A 25362-nucleotide genomic window follows, 5' to 3' on the forward strand; every position below is an offset into this window, starting at 1 on the left:
TTGCCAGACGAGCATAATTGGATAAGGGGGAGAACCTGAGTTCTCCCCTCGTTATCATGGATCGTTTTACTGCAACATAGCTTTGGCTACGATGGCTAAGTCGATAATATCAACCTTACCGTCATGATTGACATCCGCTTTGGCATTCCAAGCGCTTTGACCTGGTTGCTTGCCATAGCTTGCCGAAACCATAGCCAAGTCCCCAATGGTTACACCGTCTTTTCCATTGACATCTGCTATTATTTTTTTGTTGTCAAATGCCTGAACCGCCGCCGCAAGTGCAACTGCTGCCTGATCCACCTGAACCTGAGTTGCAGTCGGATTATTAGCTATCATACTCGCTGCACTGATGGCCGCCTGAAGAATGGCTTTGGATCCTGATACATACAGACCGTCCATATTTCCTTCTCCTGCAGCATTATGCTTAGTTTGCGTACTTGTAATTAAGGCATTCAGCGATGTCTTATCCACCGCTACTACTGGTAAAATGATTTGTGTGTTGGAAGTGGCTCCGTTAATGTGTAATTCGTTGCCTTGACCGTTGGCGATTGCAAAACTGCTTACACCAAAGGCTGCATTCGTCACTTGCGTTACAGCTTTGGCTGTAAAGCTAAACTTCAGTACATTTCCTTGGAGAGCAACGCCTTCAGCGATTTCGCTTGCCAGAACAATCTGAACATGTCCGGGCACTGTCTCTTTTTGGTCGATGACTTTCAACCCGTAAACAAGTGAGGTCACCGAACCCAACTGCATATTCACCGCATCATAATGAAGCGTCAACTCTTGCGCATTAATAAGCTGGAATTCAGTTTGAGTCAGGTTACTCAGTCCCATCGTCAAATCCATTTCTTCTCCAGCGATTACCTGCTGTGGATTCGTTAGGGTAACCTGAGGCGATACTGATACTGGTGCTGGTAATACCGTCACGCCGATGCTTGTTATCAGTGCTACGTTGTTCGGATTTGCAACTCCGTCAGGCAAAGTTACTGTTCCGTTCACTGTGAACGTCTGCCCTGCTGGTGAGGACGGATCATAGGATGATGCATACACATCCCAAGTCACACTGGCATTCAGGCTTCCCGCCGTATCAGTTACTAGTTGGACGGTTGCTGGCAAGCTAAGATCTGCTGCTGTCTTTGCAGTTCCGTTTGCAACCCCAGTGATGGAGGCTGGTGCTGTTATTCCCACAACACTTGGTTCTGCTGGAATTGCCGCCAAAACAGTTACATTAATACTTGTTGTCAGTGCCACGTTGTTCGGATTTACAACTCCGTTAGGCAATGTTACTGTTCCGTTTACTGTAAAGGTCTGTGCTGTCTTTACTGTCAGATCATAGCTTGCTGGTATTACACTCCATGTTACGTTGGCAGGTATATTTCCGCTTTCTGTAACTATCGTTACAGTTGCTGGCAAGAGTTGTGATACATTTTGCGCGGATATACCGTTTGTTAACCCTTCTATTGTTGCAGGGTTTATGATTCCTGTAATAACCTTTGGTTCTCCATTTACAGTTACTTGTACGCTTGCTGTGAGCGGCACGCTGTTGCTGTTTTTCACTATATTTGGTAATGTAACCGTTCCATTTACCGTAAACGTTTGTTCATCTTTATTAGACGGGCTATAGGATAAATGATCTACATCCCATGTTACATCTCCATAAAAGTCAACATCATTTGTTTTCAGCGTTACATTGCCTGGCAAGAATGATGCTACCATTGCATTATTTAAACCGTTTGTCAAACCTAAAACAGGTGTCGCTACTGGTATACTCACAAGTGTAAGTTCTTTATTTATGTTTACCTGAATAGATGTTGTAAGCGATACACCGTTTGCACTAACACCTACAGGCAATGTTACCGTTCCGTTAACTGTAACATTCTGGGCATTCTTGCTCGTGGGATCATAGCTTGAACCAGCTACATCCCAGACTACGTCAGCCAGCATATCTTGATCATCTGTTTTCAAAACGACAGATGTTGGTAGGCCGAGTCCAACGGATGTCTTGGGTACTCCATTAGCTAATCCAACAATTGCTGTCGGCGGCGTTATTCCGGTAGCATTTATAGTTCCCCACCTAGCATTCAGTGTAATATTTGCAGTAATTGGAGAGTTGAAATCAAATAAATTGCCTGAAGCATCCTCCCAACCTTTAAAAGCAAAACCTTGCTTTGTCGGGTTCGCAGGTTTAGCGACAGTAGGGTTACCAGATACAGGCTGAGTAGTCAGCGCATTGCCATTTTTCGGGTCAAATGTTACCGAATACGACGCAGGAGATACGCCAATTTCCTGCCAAAACACGCCACTACTTGGCCACAAACCAACATAACCAGTACTCCAGACTCTTACGTAACGTGCATTCGTAGGAGTTGTGAGAGGATACATGAGTAGTGAGCCATCAGCCGGGCTCTGCGTATAGGGATCCGTTGAAACGAATGGTATTGGAAAATTGGTGTAACCTTGGTTTGCATTAATTGCAGCTTGTTCATATAACTCGCCATTCGAATTAGAATTATGCAAACCATTATAGACGACTGTTGTATTTACACTCTGGAATGTAGGGTCGTTAGATACCATGATGACAAGCCCAGTTGCTCTTCCAGGAGTACCATCGGAACGTACGTTAAAACCAACAGAGCCAATAGCTTTGGAACTACCAAGGTCAAGCTGCATATAGGCAGGACCATTATATGAGGCCGTTGTCCAGGCTGCATGAAACTTACCACTGACCTTAGAATCTTCAACAGCATTCGTGAATAACCAATCAGGATGTGAGGGAGTCGCGGTCATATTTGTGTCAGATATGTAACTTGTGTTTTGCATAACAGTTGGTGTAGAGTTTTTTGCAAGATTGTTCCCAATAACGGTTATTATACAATTTCTAGTAAAACTAGGTCGTGCATTTGAAACTGCACGAATAGTAGCCGTACCCACACCTGTTGCAGTTACAAGTCCGTCTGCAGTTACAGTTGCAACTGCTGTGTTGGTAGACGTCCATGTTACAGTCTGGTCGGTTATACTTGCAGGTAAAATATTAGCCCTGAGTTGAATTGAACTTGCACTTGCAGGCGGTGCTGCAAATAAAGGAGATGATCCGTAAAGAAGCGTTGCTGCACTAACATTCAGGAACACGCCTAAATCGGAAAGCGGAATTGTGAAAAACTTGCTACTAGTGGTTGGCAAGGATAGACCGGCGAAATTGGTGAAATTTTGAAGCTGAACGTCATACCCCATATCGTTAATAAGCTGGACGGAACTAATATCAAATGTTGCCGTTTTATTAGAATTAGACCACGTTGGCGTTGAATGAACAGAAGTACCATTAAGCGACAATGTTCCTTTAGTTGGATCCATTGAGGTATTGAAGTTAACAACAATTTGGCTTGTACTGATGGGCAGATTGATTGAATTGTCTGCTGGTGTAATACTTACAACGGCGGGTGTAACCGCGCCTTCACTTCCTACGTATACATCCATTGGCGAACCAACCGGAGTTCCTGTGGAGCTAAGTTTCTGCAAGGACCATTTGGAGCCTGGAGTAACAACATTTAATGTCCAATATGCAGATCGATCACGCAATAATGTCTTTTGAGCTTCTGTGAATGCTCCTTTATTTCTCGCAGCTTCCCACTCTTTGATTACATCCATAAATGTCGGGTTGCTTGATAAAAAGGATTGTGTTGTTTGAAAACCTGCTCCAGCATTCCAACCTGCCATATATCCGAGGGTTTGTTCAAGCCTTAGCTTGGTATTAACTACACTGCCTAGGTAAACCCATCCCATCATTCCCGGCATAAAGTTTCGTTTCTGAAAGGCCAAATATTCATCTATAAGGTTAGGGTTTGTATTTGATTCGCCCCAACTTACTCTGGAATTAATATCCCACAAGTTGGAATTAATGTGGGCTATTTCGTTAATAAAGTCATTTGGATTGTCTAGGTGATTATACATGGCATAAATCATGTTTGTAAGACTCATATCACCATACTCTGCCTCTACGAGGTTTTCAGAGCCATCGAACGACATTGCTCTAATCCCTGTCTGGTTATAGTTATCTGCTAATTTAGCTGCGATTTCCTGTAGCAGACCCTCACCGGCAATTGCTCCACCATATGAATTAATAAGAATTCTGCGTGCCGATGCGCCTGTGTTGTACGCAGAAGCGGTTGTTGAGTATTGACCGCGTGAAACACCAGTAATCCTATACTCCACATTTTCAGTAACAGTCGAAATATTGGCAGAACTAAAAGTAATGTATTCATTATTTATTAAGGCAATTCTGGTTGCACCACCGCCCCAGCTATTTGGTATAAACGGAGATTTGTCATTAACATAAATAGTTGTATCGGTTGCGGCAATATTTCTTGTAAGCTGTGCGTTTCCCGTTGAAGCCAATCGCGGGTCACGTTGGGTAAAATAGGCATCACTTGTATCAACAAAGTTAGATAAGGTGTGCACTCCTAATTTAATCCCGTAGGTTGCAGCAGTATCTGCCAGGGCTTTTACTCCTGCAATCGTACCCCCGCCAAATGACGATCTGAAATTATAATGTCCATTGGTAGCCCATGGACCTCCCGCGCCAACCAAAGCGTAAATATAATTGAATCCGGCGCGTTGAGCATACTGCGCCCTAGTTGCAACACTCGCAGTAGTTGAGGTACTCATATCGGTAAAAACAAACCAACTTTGAGAAGTCTCTTGTGCTTTCTTATCCCACACGCCATTCATGGTCCTATGTGGAAGCCCCTCTCCTAGTACAACCTTTTCGATGGTATCCAGAATATTAGGAGTACTGCACCCATACAAGGCTATTTTCGAGCCAATCAATGAGCCAATCGGATCCGTTGTTGCAGGTGTGAATTGATTAGTCATTAAGTTGACTCCGGGATATCCCGTATCTCTATAGCTATCCTTTGCATAATTCCAAGTGTACGCTTGGAAAATACTTCCTGTATATGAGTGTGTTGCAGAAATTACATGGTAGTCTCTTGTTTCAGGGCCAGGTCCGCCAGGATAACCCATGCTTTCATATCCATTTGGCCAACCGCCTACTGTTTTGACATTTAGCATCTTAAGACCAATTGCATAATTGTCATCATAAGCCACGCCAGCAAGCTCTCCAACAGTTTTGGAAATGGTGTTAGCAATTGGTCCCCACATGATCAAATCTACACTATCTGTAGAAGGTAGTACTTTCGTAACCTCAAATGTCGCGTAAGCGTTTTTAACAACCACCTTGATATCAATAGATATACCCCGATCAAAACCGAAAGTATATGTAGAAGTTGCTGGATTGTAGGATAACGAAGTCGGTTTCAAGCCTGTTCTGCTTTTACCATCGACCGCTATTTTAATAAGTGGAGACGGCTTAGAGTTATCTACATATTCCTTGTTGTCGATTTTACTTTTTAAGCTGGTAATAAGTCCTGTATTGTCCAATGTAATGATCAACTGACCTGCATTAATTGTATATTGGCCTGCTGCAGGTTCTGCTGCAGATGCTGTTAATGAACTCGGAATTACGTTGGATTGAAAGACCAAAGAAAATATGAATGAAAAAACTAGAAATCTTGCCAGAAAGGCTCTACATTTTATTAACATTCCAACACTCCTCAAATTATTTATTTGCAAATTCGCAACTACTTAGGTACGACATTTTGAATTCCAAAGTTCATCAATATCATACATTGTCATTCTTACTTGTTTCACGATTTAATTTAATCTTCTGTCCTATTCGTTCGATGCCCATCCAGCTTTCTTAACAATTTGATTAGCTGTTATTCAGATTACAGCACTCCAGTCAAACCAATCTCCCGATGGCCTCCCCCCATATTTATAAAAATAATTGAAGAATGTGCAGATTCGTAATACTCTTATTATCAAACAAAAAATAAAGCGCTTCCACTGGATTTACTATACTTTTACTAGACTAACTAAACCACTTTGCAGAATCCCCCCCACTCCACAAAATTTCGCTCACATTTATAGTACATTTACTACTTAATAACGCGCTCCCACATAAACTACCAATGATCCGTAATTCTGCTGCGATCCATAAAGAAAGAAAATGCAATTACCTAGGTTCTATTATTTACATAATGGAATTATTTTCGGCGAGAAGGATTCGATGGCTTTGATCAATCCGATCGTCCCGATGGAGATCAAATCTTCCAAATCTTCGCCCGTATTGTCGGATTTTTTGAGGTTGTAAACACGAAACAACGTAAATCCCTTCTTCTATTTAGCCCCAAAAAACAGCAAAGGTTCTGCCTCCAAGCAGAACCTTTGCTGTTTTTTTATTGTATGTTTTGTTTGCAAGTGAAAATTAGGGATACTCGATGACAATACCAGTGAAACCTACTCTTTTCCATATCTGCCCTTCCTGGGCTTGGATTACAAGCGGCTGCGCATCAATCAAACTCCTGTTAACTAGCTGAAGCGAGCCGATATAAGCAAACGGCTTTCGGTTATCCGGCATTTACTGACCGTATAGGCTACGATTTACGCAGATCTTTATTCTACTTTAATTACAATCTCATCCGAACAAAATCGGGAGCAAGATGCAGCAATTGTAATTTCACCTTGAATGCCCTTGGTTTTTACCCATATCGCTATACAACCGCCGATCAGGCTGACTTCATCCGGGCCAATAATCTCCCCGTCCCCGGTTAATCGTACTTTTACAGTTTCATTGATATACGGAATCAAATTATTTTCCTGATCGACCATCTTGAATACGATTCTTGTTGCATCCATATCTCCGGCAGAAAGAGCCGTATCGTCCGCCAAGGCGAAAAGCTTGGAAGCTACTGGCGCTTCGCTAAACGTCCTGCGCGCTGCTTCCTTTCCATCGAGATAACCGATGAGCTCTCCGCTCATCCACGCCATCCCCCATTCTCCTTGCATCTCATGAATCATCACCGGAGGGTGATCTAAGCCTGGATAAAGGTCTTTCGCAGGATAGTACCTCCCTACGATATCACCGCCGTATAGGAAATCAACATAGTCACAATTTGTCATAACTACGAGCGGCGTTACCCCTCCGATACACCTTTCCCCCCTAGCAAAAACAGTCACAGGCTCCAGTACAACTTCCTTTTGCGGCTCGATTTGACTCTTGTAAGCGTAGGCTGCGAATTTTGGTATTCTGAACATGTCCATAACGCCATGGTGACAAATATGGTCTCCCGAGCCAAAATCTTTGTGCGTATTATAGTCGAAGGCACACCATCCTATCGCGCCGCTGTTATAATTATCCATTGCTGCTGCATTTATGACTCGTAAATGCCTTAAGCTATGCTCCATCTGTCTTTCTTCACTGTCGAATCGTTTGGTCGGATACATATGCCCATTGTATTCGGCAACCAAGTAGGGAACATATTCTGCACGACCTGTGATCTCTCTCTGATCTCGTAATACAACTTCACCGCCTTCATGAATAAAATCGTTCATCGTATACACATCTTCAAGCAGCTCGCTGTTATTCAAACACCTGACACCGCCAGTCTGCCTTGACGGATCGGTGCGCCGAGCCAACCTATTAGTTGCCTGATAAAAGTCATGGTCATCCTGCGATTCATTGATTCGCACCCCCCACAAAATAATGGAGGGATGATTCCAATCCCTTTTGATCATTTCCGTGACATTGTTTTTGGAAACTTCCTTCCACTCTTCATCTCCAATATATTGCCATCCCGGTATCTCTTCCATAACCAACAATCCGATTTCATCACATCGATTAAGAAAATGTTTGGACTGCGGATAATGCGAAGTTCTGACAATATTTAGCCCCAGCTCATGCTTCAGGATGTCGGCATCTTTCATCTGAACTCTCTTGGGCATGGCATAACCGACGTACGGATACGATTGATGCCTGTTTAATCCTCTTAATTTCAGTTTCTTCCCGTTCAGATAAAATCCATCAATTTTGAAAATTGCCTCTCTGAAGCCAAAGCTCTGTTCATACACATCATGAAGCTCGCCGCACTGCAATTCGATTTCGACTTGATAAAGCTTAGGAATTTCTAAATCCCATAATTCAATAAGTTCATCTATCTCCAGCACCAATTGTGCGGAATTTTCCACGGAATCACTTAAGATAATATTTTCTATCAATTCACGGATAACCAAGCCGTTATCCTTCAGTTTCATCGATATGGATGCAGATGTACATATTCCTGTGGTATTCATTAAAAAGACGTCAGCTGTTAGCTTCTTTTCTGCAGATAATACATGAATAGCTTCTAATCTGACATTGTCAATAAAAACGTTGTCCACGATTCGCAAGCTGACTTCCCGGTATATGCCTCCATAGGTCAGATAATCTACAACATTTCCGAACGGGGGAATATCTTTTCTTTCCGTTGAATCCACCATAACGACTAGCGTATTAGACCTCTCGAAGTTTACCAAATCCGTTAAGTCAAAGGAAAATGGCGTATATCCTCCTTTATGCTCGCCAAGTAGTTGTGAATTCAAGTACACCTTCGCGTAGCACATAACCCCTTCGAAATCAATCCATACCCTGCTGCCCCTGTATTGCTTTGGAATCACAAGCTCCTTTCGATAACAGGATACAAACTGATACATGTTCTCATCATGTGTATCATTCCTGTCCTGTTAGTCCTTTCTATGTCTTTGACGGACGAAAAATCGCTTATAGCGGACGGCTATCACTTAATCCCAAAAGTATTCAGCACATTCGCTTACGAGTATGTCATCTCCGGCACCTCTACGATTCTGAATCTTATAAGGTAACGATATTCGTCACCCTTGTTGGAGCGTTCTCTCATTTACTAATAACCTCCTTAATGGCTTATGCCCTATCGAGACCAGAACTGAGATACCGAAATAAAATTTCATTCATCGTGTTCTTTACTATATTGTTCAATGGAGGCCTGTCTCCATATTACATCTTGGTTACCCGATATCTTCACTTAAAGGATACGCTGCTGATCATGATTCTCGTGCTGCTCGTCAATCCGGTGAACATTCTCATTATGCGTAATTTTTTCAAAGAGGTGCCTAGCTCCGTTATCGAATCGGCAAGAATCGACGGCTCAGGCGAATTCAGAACGTTTTTCCAGATCGTGCTTCCGCTTTCCACTCCCGTGCTTGCGACGATCGGCTTATTCTCCTCCGTCAGCTATTGGAACGACTGGTTCACCTGCGCGTTGTTCGTCGAGAACAGCAAGCTATACAATCTTCAATATTTACTGCAAGCGCTCATGTCCAACCTCGCTTATTTGATGGGCAACGAATCCGCATCCAAATCGCTTGCAAACGCGATCGGCATGCTGCCGGGAGAAAGCGCCAGAATGGCTACGTGTATTCTTTCCATCGGCCCGATTATTTTGTTATATCCCCTGTTGCAAAAGTATTTCGTTAAAGGGCTCACGCTCGGTGCGGTCAAGGCTTAGAGTACCATTTAGTTTAATTCTACCTATCTGGGAATTGAATAAATAGGGTGACATAATAAAGATTTAGATCATAAAATTGATTTTCGGTAAAGTTCATCGATGGCAGCGTCAAAAACCGTCCAGACAATGTTCTGGACGGTTTCATATTTTATTTTGAATTAAGTTACTTGACGCCCTTTAACGTTTAGGGAGGGTCCGTTTCTCAACAAACTCCCTCGGCGAGCAGCCGAAATGCCTTTTGAATAATTGATAAAACTGGGCTGGACTGGTAAACCCTACTTTGCCGCTAATTTCAGTTACAGACCACGCCTCTGTTAGCAAGAGCTGCTCTGCTCGTTTCATTCGGCGCATCTGGACGTAGGACGTAAACGTCATACCCATTCCTTTTTTGAACAGCTTGGCAAAATAGCTGCTATTATAGTTCAGCTTGTTGCTTATATCCGCAATTTGGAAAGAAATGTCCAACTGTTGTTCGATATAGACAAGTGCAGGACGCAATTTCTCCGCTAGCTGTGGATCCATCGGTTTGATGATGTGGGCATCATCAATCTGAATTAACGTGTACATGAGCTTTTTCAAGCTAGCATTTATAGAGAGTTCGTAGCCCCGCTGTTGTCTCGTCATATCGAGCAGCATCTCATGGATAAGTTGGTGAATGACCTGTATGCTTGCCGGATATTTGCGCAGCGTTTCATTGAACTGTGTTAAATTGGCCGAGCGGCCGGTAAATGCGGCGAGATACGGAAGCAAGGATGGATCCATAAAAGCTGCCATATCCACATGGCAGACGATATACAGCAGATCGTCATGCCCATGTTTATGGGATCTGTGCAGTTCACTTGCGCCCAACATCACCACATGACCAGCTTGCAGATGATAGCTGAGATGTGTTGTTTCCATCGTCAGGGTACCTTGCAGCACAGCGATCAACTCCACCTCTTCATGATAGTGCCAGGGACCATATTGAACGGATGGTTGGCTTGGATGATGGAGGGTCCATATTTTCATCCGGAAATTGGGATCTGCATAATCTACATGTTCTTTATCGTAAGCGGTCAGATTCACTGGCACGGGGGATCCTCCTGCACGTCATTGTTATTCCCATCATATCATGAATGTCCGTTTTCAAGATAAATAAACCTTATATCAAGAGGTATTTCGGTAGGTAGTCTTTTAAAATAAAGAGAAGAGAGACTACATTTCGAAGGAGCGATGCAACATGCTTGAGATCGAGACACTCCGGGGTGACCATGATCTTAGACTGCCCGCTTGGGGACCTTATACCAAACAATACATGGGTATCTCCCATATCAGCGATCAAGCGCGAGGATTGCGTTTTGATCTTAGTTTAATGCCTGGCTTCTACAGGGGAAAAATGGATATTCCCAGCGTGCGGTGGGAATCTGGCTATCTTCCATGGGAGGCAACGGCGGATTACAGCTTCTTCTCCCACCGCCATGAGCTTGAATGGAAAGATCGCGTCTATACCGATATTTCCTTCAGCCGTATCGCCGATCAGTGCCGTCTGATTCGAGTATCCTTCGTGAACCAATCCGAGCATCCGCAAAACTTGGTCCTGCACTGGATGGCTTCGCTTCAGCCGCCTCGCCTTCTCGGGCACGGCGACGTACAGGTATGTGCGGATGCGCAGCTGCCCGAGGGCGCTGTGTGGTTTGATGCGCTAGATTATAGCGAATTGAATTTCGCACGCCCACGACCGTCGGACGGCTTGGTCTATGACGGTTTTCTTAGGGGTGAAATTCGAGGCCAGCATTTTACGGGGGGGTCTGCAATAGGATGCAACTTCGGTGCCGACCAAGGGGACTTGCTGCGTTATGAGATAAACGTCGAGAAGCCTTTGAAGAACGGCGTATTTATGCTGCGCTATCAAACGGAGAAAAGCGGGGAGCTAGAGCTTCACATTGGACATCAGACATACCGATTCGATGTAGAGACTTCCAACTCTCTGAGCGTTGTCCGTCTACCGATCGGGACGCTTGCAGCAGGAGACTTCACGCTCTCCTTATATGCTTGCGGCTCCGGCCCCTTGGTGCTGGACGGCTTTACCCTGCTCGAGCACGACGCTTGCGAGGAGGTTGTCTTTGTCGACCGGCGCTGGCACATCGAACCTGAATTACTGGAGGGGCCTGTTCCTGGCAGCCTGATCCTCCGATATAAAGATTGCCCGTATCATTACGGCCTTTTGTGGAATTACCCCGATGTAGAGATACGACAATACAAAAACGACGAACTGGATCGATATGCCCGTCATACGGTGCATAATCACGTTGGTGCCGTCTTGCAGGGTAATGGAAAGGGTCACTTTACTAACGTGTTCATGCGTCCCATTCATGTCCTACCCGCTTCATCGAAGATCCTTCATGGCATGGTCTGCTCGGGGACGTACGAAGAAGTTCTTGCCTCCCTCGCAGCGGTTTCGCTAGACTACGACAAATGCGAAGCAATTTATGAAGCTGAACGTGCGAAGATAAATCCGCCTCCCTCCTATGCGACCGGTGACACCTATGCGTTTAGCCAGCAGCTTATGCGAGCTACGCTGCTAACCAATACAGTCTACCCTGTCTACACCAAACGCAGGTATATTCGCCACAGTACGCCAGGGCGCTGGTGGGATTCCCTCTATACATGGGATTCAGGATTTATCGCACTCGGGTTCTCCGATTTGGATGCAGGGCGCGCAATAGATTGCTTGAACGCGTATATGACAGAACCTGGTGGGCTATTGGCAACAGTAAGAGTAGATATAAGAGCGCATCTCTTTTTAAGCTATATAGGATACTTTTCTTTTTCTTTATTTTGATATTCTCTCTATAGTTTTCTACAACCGCTTTCATTTGTATCGTCCCTCTCCTACATAATTTAACAAAATAACCTCCTACGAAATAATGTGAGCAAAAACCTTGTAAAGCGATCTCATGTACAGAATTATACGCTCATCAATTTTTATTAAAATGTAATTTTATAAATTGTTTTTGTAATAATTTTATATTTAAAAATTGGAAAATCGTTATAACTACCATTCCCATCTTTGTCTGTGCCAATGGCAGCAGAAAGGTTAACAGTAAGATCCTGATTCACCCAACCAACAGGCGTATCATCCGATGTAGCAGGAGCCGTCTTATCGATTTGTACAACTTGGGAGGTTCGTCAAAAGAAGCCCTAGAGCAGGAAGAAGGACACGCCGCATAGAACTAAAACATAGTAAGTAGAGCCCTGGCGAGTCCACAACGGGTACAGGAGGTACTAGATGAACGGCAAGACACTCAAGTTGGCGATGGGACAGATGCATGTAGACTTCGGGCAGCCGGACAGCAATTTGTCGAGGGCGAAGAAGATGATTCAGCAGGCGGCCGAGCAAGGCTGCACCGTCATTGTACTTCCCGAATGTCTGGATTTGGGCTGGACATATCCTGGCGTTCCTCAATTTGCGCAGCCTATACCAGGCAAGCCCAGCGACGAGCTCGCTCATGCGGCAAAGCAATTCAACATTTATGTAGTCGCGGGGCTGACGGAGAAATCGGGCGATCGGCAGTACAATGCGGCCGTATTTATCGGTCCGGATGGAACGCTTCTGGCGAAGCATCGGAAAATCAACGAACTTTCGATGGCGCATCATTTGTATTCGCTCGGGAATTCGCTGTCGGTTACGGAAACGCCGTTTGGTCGAGTGGGCATTAACATTTGTGCGGACAATTACCCGAACTCGCTCGAGCTCGGTAACGCTTTGGCGCGAATGGGGGCGCAGCTGCTGCTATCGCCTTCCTCATGGGCGGTCCCTCCTGAGCATGACAACGCCAAGGAGCCTTACGGGGATTCATGGAGAAGCTCCTACACCACGCTTGCCGAGTCGCATAACATGACTGTAGTCGGAGTGAGTAATGTCGGTTGGGTTCGGGGAGGCGACTGGGACGGTTGGAAATGTATCGGCTGTTCCTTGGCGGTAGGTCCTGATGGGATCCTGGCTGAGGGAGCCTATGGTGTAGATGCCGATTCGCTTATTGTGATTGAAATTGACGTTCCTTCCGGAACAGCGAGAAGTATTCGTGCAGAGAAGGAAGCTGTCGGCAGCATGCAGCAAACCAAAATCGATTTCTATCAGTAATAAAAAAGAAGCTGATCTACGGGTGTGTCCGGTTGCCCGATCAGCTTCTTTTTTCATTTATTCCGCTATTCGTCTTTAACGGAAACTGTTGGCATCGTCTCTAAGAGCGAAATTGTTCCATAGAAAAAAAAGCACTCACCGATATCAAGTCGGTAAGTGCCTAAAATCCATTACACAATCCACTTTCTAACCATGCCCGCCATCTCCTCCAGTTGCTGAACCTCCAACCGGTGATTGGGCTTGAGTAGGCCTGCCTCCTTCACCCTGCTGTGAATCGAAAGCGGAATGCCCTCCAGGCTGAGATGATACTTAGCGTTCACAGGATAATACTGCAACTCAATCAGCGAGGCTGAGCCAAGGAAGCTTTGCAACGCATTTGCCTGCCCCGGGTCCTTCTCATAGATGCCGAACAGCTTGGCGTACAGATCGGGATGAAAGTTAGCCATGACGCCGCTGAATCCGGCTGCTCCAAGTTGCAGCGATTCGAGCAGCGTCGTCGCGTTCGCATTGAAGACCTTCAGCCGTGTTCCACGGACGACTTCGATCTTCACGCGCAGCTGATCGACATTGCAGCACGTGTCCTTCAGGAAGTAGAAGCGCCCAGTGTCAGCGCACCACTTCAACAGCTCTGGCGACAGCAGCCGCTTGTACGGATAGGGACACTCGTACACGCCGAAGGCCACATCCGGAACACGGCTGAGCAGCACTTCCGCATTCCTGCGCCACACCTCGTCGTCTTCATGCTCGGCTGCCAGCCGATTGCTGACCAACACGAACGCATGAACCCCGGTGGAGGAGATCCGCTGGATCTCCTCTATTTGCTCCTCCATGCTGTCCGATATATGCCCCGAGGCAATGACGGGGACCCGGCCAGCCGCATACGCCTTCACAAAGCGTGCCAGCTCCACCCTCTCCTCCAGCGACAGCGCGAACATCTCGCTCGATTGGCACACGGCGAACAAACCGTTAACGCCGTTCGCAATATACCAATCAATCATACTTGCAAGTCCGTTATAATCGATTTCATTATCGGTAGTAAAGGGGGTGACCATTGTAGGCCATACGCCATCTGGAACAGGATGCAGTAAGTCCAATGTGGTGTCTCTTCCTTTCGTCCGTATTATTTGGCCTCATCGTAACGCTTCATGGCTGCGTCATAGATGCTGTTGATTTGCTCTATGCCCATCTTCTTCGCTTGATCAGCAAAGGCGTTCCATTCGGTCATCGGCTTGCGGCCCAAAATGAAAGAGATCACATTCTCGTCGACGAACGTCTGCAGTGGTGTCAAGACTGCTGCCAGTGTCTTGTTCTCATCTGGCGTGAACACAAGCACAGGGGCAGCCTTCTCTACGAACCCGGCGTCGTAGTACTTCTTCTCATCGGCCTTAATCTGCTTGTCGAATTCAGGCTTCGTGTTCGTCGGCGGGAACAAGGACGGGTATCGGTTGTTCTGAATCCCGTAAGTGGTGTACTTGTTCTTCTCTTCGTCCGGAAGCTGATCGTTGTTGCCGTACAGCTTGACTTTCCAGCGGAACTCACCGTTAAACTTCTCCCAAGTAACGCCTTCCTTACCGTTGTTTATTACGCTAGCGCCTTCGTCGGTGTACAAGTAGTCGATATAACGGAGTGCAGCGTCCAAATTTTTGCTATTCTTGTTTATGACCTTAACCGTTGAGTTGCTGTCGATCGCGCTCTTCAGCACAACCTTTGACTGTTTGCCGTTCACCACAGGCAAAGACCAAGGTCTCCAGCGCGCGGTATCGGCCACCTTCAGCTTAGCGAAGTCGACTTCGATGTTCGTCAGGCCAAGTGTCATGGTTGACGGGAAGAAACCAGCCTTGCCGCTTGCGATCAGGTTGTAAGCTACTTCGCCGTCCTGGGTGGCAAAATCCGGATGAACGAGACCGCCCTTGTAAGCCTTCGCCATGAATTCCACCATGGACTTGTAGTTCTCCTCAAGCGGTCCAAAGCTCCACTTCTTGTCGTTGTAGTTGTACCACATGCCGCCTGACGTTCCGAACACTGGAGGCATGACGCTGTTCATGTTCTTAACGCCGCCACGGAAAACAATCGGAGGCACGCCAAGCTCTTTCTTAAGCGCTTCCATCGCGCGGTAATAATCATCTACTGTTTTCAACCCCATAGGATCGATCCCGTTCTTGAGCAGCAAGTCCGTCCGCCCTTGCGGTACGTTGCCAAGCAGCACTTCCTGATTAATGCTTGGAAAATGATACAGATGGCCGTCAGTCGCATAACTGATTTTGCGAATTTCAGGATATTTATCGATATATTTTTTCAAATTAGGTAATTTGTCGAAATATTGATCCAAGGCTACGAACAATTTGGCGCCGTATTGCTTCGAGACGATGTTGGCGACATTCGGAATGCTAAGAATATCAGGCATGTCGCCGCTTGCGATGGTGAGGTTGATTTTCTCGGCGAACTGTGCGGACGGCACTGGAATCGGCGTAATATGTACATTGGCGGCTGCGGCCGTCTCTTTGATGACGTGCAACTGATCATCGAGCTTGTTGACTCCCGTATCAGCAAACAACATCTTCAATTCAGCTGGAGGCCCTAAAGGGCTTGAACTTGGAGCTGTTGTAGCTCCCTTCGTGGCTTCGGGCAATTTCGTCGGCTCTTCGGAACCACTGCTGCAGCCTGCCAGCAAACCACTGAACATAGCGAGTGCTGTAATGAGTACGCCTACCTTTCGAGCTTTCATTTTCAACCAACCTCCCATTTTTTTGTTTTGCTATGTGCAGGAGTAGCCGGACCCAAGGAATGTCCATCTAGGTTGTAGATTCTTGCTGCGAGCCGGGATCCGGTAATCTCGGGCAACCTGAAATTCATGTTTAGCCTTTGACGGAACCTACGAGCATGCCTTGAATAAAGTATTTCTGGACAAAAGGGTAAATCAGCACGATAGGTCCGATCGTAATGACCATGGCAGCATTTTTAAGCGTCTCTAGAAACCCGGCTTCTTTAAACTCTTCCGCCATCGCGCCGCCGGCATTAATAACCGCGTTGCCTCCTTCTCCCCCTGTCAACAAGCGTCTAAGAATAATTTGCAATGGGTAAAGCTTAGGATCCTGCAAAAAAATTAACGGAGCGAAGAAGCTGTTCCACATGCCAACCATACTGAACAAGCCGACCGTAGCAAGCATAGGTTTTATTAACGGCATTACAATCTGCGCATAGATTCGGAACTCGCCAGCCCCGTCAATATGAGCCGATTCGCGTAATCCATCGGGCAGCGTCTCCATCATCGTGCGGAGCAGAATGATATACCAGGCGGAGAAGCAGGCTGGCAGCACGAACGCCCAGTATGTGTTGTACAGGTTCAGCCACTTGATCACCAAGAACATCGGGATAAGGCCGCCACTTACGAACATAGGGATGACGAACAGAATGACGAACAGCTTCTTGAAGGAGAAGGTATGTACTGACAACGTGTAAGCCGCCATAGATGAGATGAGCAAGGTCATAACGACCGTCAATGCACAATACAGAATCGTGTTGCCGTAGGATCGAATCACATCGTTGGAATGCAACAACGCTTGATAGGCGTTCAAGCGAGCATCCTTGGGGAACAGCGTAATCTCGCCAAGCGCAACATGCGAGGGCATGCTGAATGAGATCGCGATCATATTAAGGAACGGGTATAGAATCGAACAGGCGAACAGAACCATAACGGTCACGTTAACCGCATTGAACAATTTGGAGCCGTTGCTTACTTGCTGCTTCACTAGGTTCACTCCCTGCATGAATTTACCACAAGCTGGTGCTAGATAGACGCTTACTCAAGTAGTTAGTCGTCACAATCAGAATGAGCGCAATCACGGAATTGAATAACCCAATAGCTGCCGCATAGCTGAAATCTCCCCCGACAATGCCTCGCCGGTATACATAAGTCTGCAGAACGTCAGCTGTCGAGTACGTCGCCGGACTGTACAGTAAGTACACCTTCTCGAATTCCACCCCGACCAGATGACCCACGGCAAATATTAGCAAGATGATAATGGTTGGCCGGATTCCCGGCAGCGTTATGTGCCACATTTTCTGAAACCGGTTCGCCCCATCCATATCGACTGCTTCATACAGATCGGAGCTTATGCTGGACATCGCCGCCAAGTAGATGATCGAGTCCCATCCCGTCTGCTGCCAAACGGCCGAAGAGATGTACAACGGACGGAACCAGGACGGATCGACCAAGAAGTTGATGTTTGTGCCGCCGAGCCAGTGGATAAGGGCATTGATCGGTCCGTTCGAGCCGAACAGCGTTTGAATCAATCCGACCACCACGACCATCGACAAGAAGTGAGGCAAGTACGAGATGCTCTGGATCGTCCGCTTCACAATGCGGGATCGCAGCTCGTTCAGGAACAAGGCAAAGACGATCGGAAAGGCGAACGCCCACAGCAGCTTGTAGAAACTGAGCAGAATGGTATTGCGGATAATCCGTCCAAAGTAAGGATCATTGAAGAAGTTGATAAAGTGCTTGAAGCCCACCCAATCGCTATCGAAGAAACCAAAGACCGGATCATAGTCTTGGAAAGCAATAATGACGCCGTAGATGGGAAAGTATGAAAACAGTAAGAATCCGATAACAGCAGGCATAATCATCAGGAGGAGCGACTTTTCCCGTCTCAATCGGGTAAGTAAGGACATCTTACGGCTTGTCTTCACTTCACTGGGCAGAACAACGGGATGGGCCATTATTGCATCCCGCCTTCCATCCATTGAGGATAAGTCTGACGCACGAAGCTGCCGAATTTCTCAATCGTTTCCCTGGATAATCCTTTATAGGGAGACAGCATCCGCGTAGGAAACTCTGGATCGGTGATGCAGTAGCGGGCTTTGTCAAACGCTCCGTTGATATATCCTGGTCCCGCCAGTGCGTGTAGCTTCTTATCCATAGCGCGAAGCTCACTTATCATTGGCATCACGGCTTGTATATTTTGGGCTTGGCCGGCTTCATGAATAAGTCGAACATTGGCCAGGTTCGTTGCGCCGGAGGATACGAGCAGCCCGCACTCGCCCAACATGGACGCGTACGCATAACCGAATTCGCCTAGGAAAAACTGGATCGGTGACGGCGTCTCGACGATATCGTGGATCGTCGCCAAATCATGAGATGGAAATTTGGAAGCCACTAGATTGGGCACAAGCTCCGCTAGTTTGACGTACAAAGCCGGGCTTACGACTTTGTTCGATTTTGGCGTGTTGTAGTGCATGAACCTGCAATCCGGATAAGGCTCGCACAGCTCTTGTACAAAGGATAAAGTCTCATCGTCGGTGAGCGGGCTCCAGCTGGGCAGAGCGAATTGGAAATCGCGGATCCCCATCTCGTAAGCGGTTGCAAGACGCGCTTGCAGCAGCTGCATAGAGAGGCTGATTACACCTACCATAGGGTACAACTCCGGCCCGCTCATCTCTTCACCGAAGGCCCGGACAATCGCTTCATACTGCTCTTCGTTGACAGCGAAGCCTTCTCCAGCTGTACCGAACAAGTAAATATGTGTCATGCCGTTCTCGATCAAGTGTCGGACTTGGCGGCGAAACCGCGGTTCGTCAAACTGATTTTGTTCATCCCAAGGGATGCACGCTGTAGCGATGATTGTCGCAGGATACCGTTTCGTGCTGGTCATAGCGTTCTCTCCTCTGTGCATAAATGATCACCTTGTCTTCACTACTGAAATTTTCGAGTCAAGAGTTGTAAAGGGATGATAATGCCGCAGACCTTTCAAATAGACTTCAGAATCCGCCAGCAGTTGCTGCCCATAGTCGGGAACGGTGGACATTCGCGCGGCTTGAAACGCATCCAGATAGGCTTTGACACTCGCGAGCAACACTTCCGGCTCCGCCTTCTCTTGCTGCGCCTCATATCGGTCGCCCAGCATTAAATCCCATCCGCCGCCTAGCAGCGCAGCCCCGGCTTTAACGTAAGCCTGAATCCGCTCTGTTGACGCGCCTCCTGTATAGAACACCGGAAGCAGCTTGAATGTCGCTTCACTGTTGATCTGACCGATCCGTTCCGGGCTGACCGCACAAAATTTAACGAAGTGCGCTCCATATCGGATTGCCTCCGTTGCCTCCTTAATCGACTCTACCCCCGGGATCATGATATGGGTGTTCGAGTAGCGAAGCAGCGCTTCGTTGCTGAAGCAGAACTGGGCTACGAATCCATCGACGCCGCAAGCCGCAAGCTCCTCCATCGTAGGATAGTCGTCGCGCTGCTGCCTGAGGTACTTGAGCAGCTTCGGCTCCTCCACCACACTGCCCGTCAATACCAGCAGCTTGGGGTATCGCAATTTGATTAAGCGAATCTCTTCCAGAACCCCTCTCCGCCTACAAGTGATCTCAATTGCGCTTACTCCAGCCTTGACGCATGCATCCGCCAGATCCAGCGCGTTTAAGCGGTCGCCAACCATGATCGGAAGCCAGCCTTGTCTATGAATTCGAACATATTTATCTTGAAGCTGCATACCTGGCACCTCCGCTTATCTTAGGTCATCATTTTAAGTAACCGGGATACTTCTCCTTCAATTCCTCGCTCCTAACTAGCACGAACAACTTCAAATGGTTGCGGATTGCCTGCTCCAGCAGTTCCTTATCCTTCGCCCGGATAAGCTCGTAGATGCTTTGATGCTGCTCGATTATGAGATCCCAGCGCAGATTGACCGATAGCAGGAGCTGGCGAAGCCGTTTGTAGTGCGTCTGCATCTGTTGGACGAGCAGCCAGGTGCGAAGCTTGCCGCATTTCTCGAATAAAGTTCGGTGAAATTCTTCGTCGAGCTCGATTAGCTTGTCGTAATTTTTCCGGTTGTTGTACGTTGTCTGTTTGATTATAATGGCATGTATGTCTTCCAGATCGTCTTCTGTGAAAATGTCGCAGGCCAGCTTAACCATCTCGACCTCCATCGTCTCCCTGACGAACCTCGCTTCTGCGATTTGCTGCAGATCGATGCGCGAGACGAAGGAACCGCGCTGCGGATAGATCTCAATTAATTCTTCCTCCGACAGCTTCACGAACGCCTCCCGAATCGGGGTCCGGCTGACCTGTAGCAACTCCGACACGTCATTCTCTGCGATGCTCGAGCCGGGCGGCAGCTTCAAGCTGATGATGTTAGTCCGCAAGGTTTCGTATACGTAATCTCTGGATGACATCTTTATGTTCCGTTCGTGAATTTCCAGCTTCAAGCGCTCACCTCATCATACTTGTATACATGTCATACTAGTATTACTTGTTAGCCTAATTCTACCACGCATCCCACCCATGTCAACCGGTTTTTGCGTGCATCTATTTGTTTCGGATGATCCAGATTTCCGCAATATCCTGACCTCTATCTCCGTCCAAATTATCGAACGAGAACACGAACCTACCTTCTTGTACAGCCTCCTTCGGAATAGGAGCCTCTACCGTGCGTACGGCTTGCACATCAAGTCCTTCGTGAACGACGAAGCGTTCGTTCACTCGCAGCCTGACGGTGAAGGAAGCGATAGCGCGGCTCGTATACGTTACCCGAATGGAGTAGCTCGCCTGTGGATCGATGCCGTCGTATGTGATCGTCAACGGAACCTGATACAAGGCGGAGATGCTCCCGAGCCATGCCCTTGGAATGCCGCCAAGCGCTTTCTTCCGACTATCGTCCATATGCAGCAGCGACGGCTCGAAATGGGTGCGTGGCGTTGCCAAATGACCGGGATCCTCCAGCCATCCCGTACCGAAATTAACTAGTTTGAGCGATTGACTATTCGAAACAAAGCTATCGTAGAAGCCCCCAGGACCAGGATCGGTGCGGTTCAGCAAGGCGGAAATCGCCTGGAGCCGCTCCACCTCTGCGGGCAGCCGTCGAATGGAGCCGATCTGCTCCAGATAATATTCGGCATCGTTCAACGCGGTGTCGATCGTGCTCATGAATGCCCCGCGCTCCCACTGGATTGCGTGATGCTTCTCCAAAGAAGTCTGGGCTCCGATGAGGTGGAACAGCGAGTCTGCCAATTCCTCGCACCGCTGCCTGATGTCCACGGCAATGCGTTGCTCGATTGTCCGCTTAAGGATACGCTCCGCTGCGTCCAGTGCCTCTCCTGACCCTGTCCGGCCCGCTTGCTCGAGACATTCGACCGCTTGCCGCTCCAGCTCCATCTCATACACCAGTCTTCGGCGCTGATAGACGTCATAGTACGCCCGCAGCAGCCCCATCTGCAGCCGATAGTTGCCGGCGAGCAAGCCTTCGCCCTCCGCCTTCTCTTCGATGGCGCGCCATTGTTTGAATGTCGTCTCCACTTGGCCGTTCGTCAGCAGCGGCCCTTCCCAATTTCGCTCCAGTGCCAGCATGCCTTGCGCCACCTGCTCCGTGTAGTCCGGCCCGGCGAACAGACGCCCGTAATCTCTGAGTGTGTGAATCACAGGTATATCCGGATTCCAGTCCTGGTCTAGGAAGACGAATTTGTTCACATCGTCGCCGATCCCTTCGGAGTAGGTGATGTTGCCTATCGATTCGCTCAATCTTAAGTTATGAATATGCTTGAACGCAGCCGGACGCGGATTGATGCTCTCGCGCGTGTAGGTCAAAGCGAATGCCTGATCCCAATAATGAACCGGGTATTGGCAGCGGTAATTGTGGCAGATGTCCTCATAGCGGCGGATCGGGTAGCGTTCCGGCACGAGGCGCCGCAGCTCATTCAGGGGCGTGCGCACCCAAGCGCCGAATACGATTCCGCCCAGCCACTCCGGTTCCATCCGTACTTGGGCGTAGAATTCATCCAGCCAACGCTTGGCTACACCGCTGTCCATAACCTGCGGGGAAATCCACAGTGTGGCTTCGGGGTGATGCTTGCGCAGCACTTCAGCTACTCGACTGCACCAGACAAAGAGCGTATCGACCTCCATATATCCTGGGTCACCGCCGGGAATCAGGACAGCCTTGATATTAGGTAGCCTGGCGAATACGTCTTCCCGCTCCGCCAACTCTTCCCTTACTGTATCCGGATCGGAGTAGTCCTCGCCAACATTCGGATACCAAATCCATGTATCCATGCCGTACGAATCTATGATTTCACCTATCCGGACCATCATGGTCATAGGATCTTCCTGCATGACCGGACTGAGCAGATCATCATCGGTCCGCGGAGGCAGGATCTCAATGCTGTTCGCTCCGAACAGCGCCAGCTCCCGGATGTATTGATCGAATTGGGCCACTGTCCACGCATCGTAAGAATGGTTCTTGGGCCGATAGGCAAGCTGCGTGCCCCGCAGCGGGAATCTCGGCGTCTCCGACAGACTGAGCGCAGTATCCAACACGATGCTGTCGAGATTCATCGTCAGCAATCGCAGCAATCGGCCGACGCCGTACAGAACGCCACGCTCATCCGCGCCGGCGATCCACACCTGCAGCATGGCTGCCTCGGAGTCGGCGATGCTCCATAGCTTGTAGCCTTCGTCTCCAAGTGTCCCCTGTGGAGGCGTTTCGTTGCTGCGCAACAGGTGAGGTTCGAGCTCAGTGAACTTGCCTACGGCAATCACCGGGCGGCCGGTTCCATCCGGCCATACACTTGATTGTTCGAGCTCGACGCCAGTGCGCTTCTGTATTTCTTCAACCAATATGGCGACCGCACGGCTCTCCAATGCTGAACTTGCGCTCGGACAGAACACGACGGCCTTCGTTAAATCCATCATCCTGACAACCTCCAATCTATAGCGATTGCTCCAAGAAGCTCATGACCCGTTGAAAAATAGGCTCAAGCTCTTCCGGACTCATTTTCTTGTCAAATGTATGCAGAGCTCCGGGTAACACGATCAGTTCGTATCTTACATCAGCTTGCTTCAGCGCCGCTGCGAACAACTGCGATTGCTCTACAGGCACATCGGTATCCGCATCGCCATGCAACAACAAGACTGGAGGATAATTTCCCCGAAGACGAACGATCGGGCAATAAGGCTTCAACTTTTCCGCCTCCAACTGAGGATCGAAGCCGGTCATTGCTTGGGGCCAGTGGCCCTGTTGGCGGCAGTACAAGTAGAACGAGCGTCGACCTGGATCGTCCGTCACGACAGTATGCACTTCCCTACCTATGCCAGCGAATGCTTCTTCCTTACTGACTAGAGGTCTAGTTGTACTATAAAACGGATCGGGCTTCGTATACCATTCACCCGTGATGTCGCCATAGCCATAAAACGATAGGATCGCGCGCGGTGCAGGATCGAGCTGGTCACCGACGCTGAGTGCCAAGTAGCCGCCCGCTGAATGGCCAACAAGTGCTGTCCGCTTAGGATCGGCGCCATAGAGACCGGGCGCTTCGCGCACCAGCCAGGCGTACGAATCCTTAACGTCCTGAATAATCGCATCCAGCTGCGCTTCCGGCCCGAGCCTATAATCAATTGATGCAACCATATATCCAGCGTTCGTATAACGCTCGAGCTGTTCCGGTCTGACTCCCATCCGGCTGCCCATGATCAGGGCGCCGCCGTGAATCCAGACGAGCATGGGATACGGTCCGGCTGTCTCCGGGATATAGAAATCCACATATAGCTTCGTTTCTTCCACTTGCTTGAATAGGCAGGTTTCCATTCTCATCGTTTTAGACAAGCTCCCTTCTATGGTTTGGCTGGCGTTCCATCCGGCAGCCGTGCGAGCGTCCACTCTGGGAGATCGTTGCGACAGGGAAAGCGCGCCGCCAGCTGCTCGTCGATGTCGATGCCTAGACCCGGCCGTTCGCTCGGGTAGATGTAGCCGTTCACAACTTGCGGAATACCGGAGAACACTTCCTCCAGGCGCGGCGAAATAATATTATGCCACTCCTGAACGCCGAAGTTCGGACAGGCCACGTCCAGATGCACATTGGCAGCGTGGCCGACCGGACTGACATCGCCCGGGCCATGCCATGCCGTGCGAACACCGAACGCCTCGCACAGGCGGGCGAGCTTCACCGCCGGCGTAATGCCGCCGATATTGCTCACATGCACGCGAATAAAGTCGATCAGCCGGTTCGCAATGAGCGGTGTCCATTCACCGGGATGCCCGAACAGCTCCCCGATCGCAATCGGCGTCGCGCATTGCTGGCGCAGCGTGCTCATCCAACCAAGCTGCTCTGGGGGCAACGGGTCCTCCAGGAAGAACAGGCGGTACGGCTCAAGCTGCTTAGCCAGCCGGACGGCATCGATCGGTGCCAGCCGCTCGTGAACGTCATGCAGCAGCTCCAGCGTATCGCCGAACTTGCTGCGAATGCGTTCGAACAGCCTAGGGATGCTGCGAGCGTAGGCTTGAGGATCGTAATAAGCCCCAGGCAGCGAGTGCTTAGGTGATACGATCGTATGCCCCGTGCCCCCGTACAACCCCATCTGGCAGCGGATATAACGATAACCCTCCTCGAGAAAGCGCTGCACGTTCTCTTCCACCTCGGCCTCGTCCCGACCGTCCGCATGCCGGTACGCCGCAGCAGCCTCTCGGCATTTGCCCCCAAGCAGCTGATAGAGCGGCATGTTTGCCAGCTTGCCCTTAATGTCCCACAATGCCATGTCGATGCCCGATAACGCATTGTTCAGCACCGGGCCGTTGCGCCAATAAGCGCTGACCGAGGCCGTCTGCCAGATATCCTCGATCCGTTCGGCATCCTTGCCGATCAGGAACGGCTTCAAGTACTGCTCAATCGCCTCCGCCACGGCCAAATATCGCTGCGTGAAGGTGGCGCAGCCGAGTCCGTACAAGCCGGGCTCTGACGTCTCCACCTTGACCACAACCAGATTGATGCCGTCAGGTGCAGTTAGAATCGTTTTAACGTCGCGTATGGTAACACTTGGTGCTGCTTGCTCCATTGGTA

16 protein-coding genes and 1 pseudogene are annotated in these 25362 nt (G+C 48.6%); 3 read left to right on the plus strand and 14 right to left on the minus strand.

Annotated elements, in window-relative coordinates:
- Positions 1-66: 66 nt before the first annotated feature.
- From AC58PQ_RS08190 to AC58PQ_RS08200, 3 genes and pseudogenes are all read right to left on the minus strand, one after another.
- A complete protein-coding gene (locus tag AC58PQ_RS08190; RefSeq protein WP_497241473.1) occupies positions 67-5598 on the minus strand; it encodes an Ig-like domain-containing protein in 5532 nt (1843 codons plus the stop codon).
- Positions 5599-6108: 510 nt separating this feature from the next.
- Positions 6109-6219: pseudogene (locus tag AC58PQ_RS08195) on the minus strand (flagellar biosynthesis protein FliA); the annotation flags it as partial.
- A gap of 291 nt (positions 6220-6510) precedes the next feature.
- Entirely contained in the window at positions 6511-8586 is a 2076-nt protein-coding gene (locus tag AC58PQ_RS08200) for a glycoside hydrolase family 2 protein (RefSeq protein ID WP_497241474.1), read from the minus strand.
- Between the two features lie 221 nt (positions 8587-8807).
- Here AC58PQ_RS08200 and AC58PQ_RS08205 point away from each other — a divergent pair, with 221 nt between their 5' ends.
- Positions 8808-9416: a carbohydrate ABC transporter permease gene (locus AC58PQ_RS08205; RefSeq protein ID WP_497241475.1), complete on the plus strand. Its 609-nt coding sequence runs from the start codon at positions 8808-8810 to the stop codon at positions 9414-9416.
- Between the two features lie 177 nt (positions 9417-9593).
- On the opposite strand, the gene AC58PQ_RS08210 is transcribed toward AC58PQ_RS08205, so the two are convergent.
- Positions 9594-10487, minus strand: coding sequence for an AraC family transcriptional regulator (locus AC58PQ_RS08210; RefSeq protein ID WP_497241476.1), 894 nt, complete (start codon positions 10485-10487; stop codon positions 9594-9596).
- Between the two features lie 148 nt (positions 10488-10635).
- On the opposite strand from AC58PQ_RS08210, the gene AC58PQ_RS08215 reads away from it, so the two are divergent.
- Positions 10636-12237 (plus strand): hypothetical protein, encoded by a 1602-nt coding sequence (locus AC58PQ_RS08215; RefSeq protein WP_497241477.1) that lies wholly within the window; start codon positions 10636-10638, stop codon positions 12235-12237.
- 447 nt (positions 12238-12684) lie between these two features.
- Positions 12685-13539, plus strand: a complete 855-nt coding sequence (locus tag AC58PQ_RS08220) for a carbon-nitrogen hydrolase family protein (protein ID WP_497241478.1) — start codon at positions 12685-12687, stop codon at positions 13537-13539.
- 170 nt (positions 13540-13709) lie between these two features.
- Here AC58PQ_RS08220 and AC58PQ_RS08225 read toward each other — a convergent pair whose 3' ends face one another.
- From AC58PQ_RS08225 to AC58PQ_RS08270, 10 genes are all read right to left on the minus strand, one after another.
- Positions 13710-14633, minus strand: coding sequence for a dihydrodipicolinate synthase family protein (locus AC58PQ_RS08225; protein WP_497241479.1), 924 nt, complete (start codon positions 14631-14633; stop codon positions 13710-13712).
- 26 nt (positions 14634-14659) lie between these two features.
- Positions 14660-16264 (minus strand): extracellular solute-binding protein, encoded by a 1605-nt coding sequence (locus AC58PQ_RS08230; RefSeq protein ID WP_497241480.1) that lies wholly within the window; start codon positions 16262-16264, stop codon positions 14660-14662.
- Between the two features lie 130 nt (positions 16265-16394).
- On the minus strand, positions 16395-17288 hold the full coding sequence (locus AC58PQ_RS08235; RefSeq protein WP_497241481.1) for a carbohydrate ABC transporter permease: 894 nt from the start codon (positions 17286-17288) through the stop codon (positions 16395-16397).
- Positions 17289-17310: 22 nt separating this feature from the next.
- Complete coding sequence (locus AC58PQ_RS08240; protein ID WP_497241482.1) at positions 17311-18258, minus strand: ABC transporter permease; 948 nt, start codon at positions 18256-18258, stop codon at positions 17311-17313.
- Positions 18258-19190: a dihydrodipicolinate synthase family protein gene (locus AC58PQ_RS08245; RefSeq protein ID WP_497241483.1), complete on the minus strand. Its 933-nt coding sequence runs from the start codon at positions 19188-19190 to the stop codon at positions 18258-18260. Before AC58PQ_RS08245 ends, AC58PQ_RS08240 begins: the two co-directional genes overlap by 1 nt.
- A 27-nt stretch (positions 19191-19217) precedes the next feature.
- Positions 19218-20027 (minus strand): hypothetical protein, encoded by an 810-nt coding sequence (locus AC58PQ_RS08250; RefSeq protein WP_497241484.1) that lies wholly within the window; start codon positions 20025-20027, stop codon positions 19218-19220.
- Positions 20028-20055: 28 nt separating this feature from the next.
- Positions 20056-20709 (minus strand): GntR family transcriptional regulator, encoded by a 654-nt coding sequence (locus AC58PQ_RS08255; RefSeq protein WP_497241485.1) that lies wholly within the window; start codon positions 20707-20709, stop codon positions 20056-20058.
- A 133-nt stretch (positions 20710-20842) separates the two neighbouring features.
- On the minus strand, positions 20843-23221 hold the full coding sequence (locus tag AC58PQ_RS08260) for a hypothetical protein (protein ID WP_497241486.1): 2379 nt from the start codon (positions 23219-23221) through the stop codon (positions 20843-20845).
- Positions 23222-23237: 16 nt separating this feature from the next.
- Positions 23238-24119: an alpha/beta hydrolase gene (locus tag AC58PQ_RS08265; protein ID WP_497241487.1), complete on the minus strand. Its 882-nt coding sequence runs from the start codon at positions 24117-24119 to the stop codon at positions 23238-23240.
- A gap of 20 nt (positions 24120-24139) precedes the next feature.
- The gene (locus tag AC58PQ_RS08270) at positions 24140-25357 is read right to left on the minus strand and encodes an enolase C-terminal domain-like protein (protein WP_497241488.1); all 1218 of its coding nucleotides are present in this window, start codon (positions 25355-25357) and stop codon (positions 24140-24142) included.
- Positions 25358-25362: the final 5 nt, after the last annotated feature.

Source organism: Paenibacillus sp. J22P143 (assembly GCF_059692035.1).

Excerpts from the sequence above, each read along its gene's own strand:
- AC58PQ_RS08190 (WP_497241473.1), bottom strand. The coding sequence starts at position 5,598 with ATGTTAATAAAATGTAGAGCCTTTCTGGCAAGATTTCTAGTTTTTTCA.
- AC58PQ_RS08200 (WP_497241474.1), bottom strand. The coding sequence starts at position 8,586 with ATGTATCAGTTTGTATCCTGTTATCGAAAGGAGCTTGTGATTCCAAAG.
- AC58PQ_RS08205 (WP_497241475.1), top strand. The coding sequence starts at position 8,808 with ATGGCTTATGCCCTATCGAGACCAGAACTGAGATACCGAAATAAAATT.
- AC58PQ_RS08215 (WP_497241477.1), top strand. The coding sequence starts at position 10,636 with ATGCTTGAGATCGAGACACTCCGGGGTGACCATGATCTTAGACTGCCC.
- AC58PQ_RS08220 (WP_497241478.1), top strand. The coding sequence starts at position 12,685 with ATGAACGGCAAGACACTCAAGTTGGCGATGGGACAGATGCATGTAGAC.
- AC58PQ_RS08230 (WP_497241480.1), bottom strand. The coding sequence starts at position 16,264 with ATGAAAGCTCGAAAGGTAGGCGTACTCATTACAGCACTCGCTATGTTC.
- AC58PQ_RS08240 (WP_497241482.1), bottom strand. The coding sequence starts at position 18,258 with ATGGCCCATCCCGTTGTTCTGCCCAGTGAAGTGAAGACAAGCCGTAAG.
- AC58PQ_RS08245 (WP_497241483.1), bottom strand. The coding sequence starts at position 19,190 with ATGACCAGCACGAAACGGTATCCTGCGACAATCATCGCTACAGCGTGC.
- AC58PQ_RS08250 (WP_497241484.1), bottom strand. The coding sequence starts at position 20,027 with ATGCAGCTTCAAGATAAATATGTTCGAATTCATAGACAAGGCTGGCTT.
- AC58PQ_RS08255 (WP_497241485.1), bottom strand. The coding sequence starts at position 20,709 with ATGTCATCCAGAGATTACGTATACGAAACCTTGCGGACTAACATCATC.
- AC58PQ_RS08260 (WP_497241486.1), bottom strand. The coding sequence starts at position 23,221 with ATGATGGATTTAACGAAGGCCGTCGTGTTCTGTCCGAGCGCAAGTTCA.
- AC58PQ_RS08265 (WP_497241487.1), bottom strand. The coding sequence starts at position 24,119 with ATGAGAATGGAAACCTGCCTATTCAAGCAAGTGGAAGAAACGAAGCTA.
- AC58PQ_RS08270 (WP_497241488.1), bottom strand. The coding sequence starts at position 25,357 with ATGGAGCAAGCAGCACCAAGTGTTACCATACGCGACGTTAAAACGATT.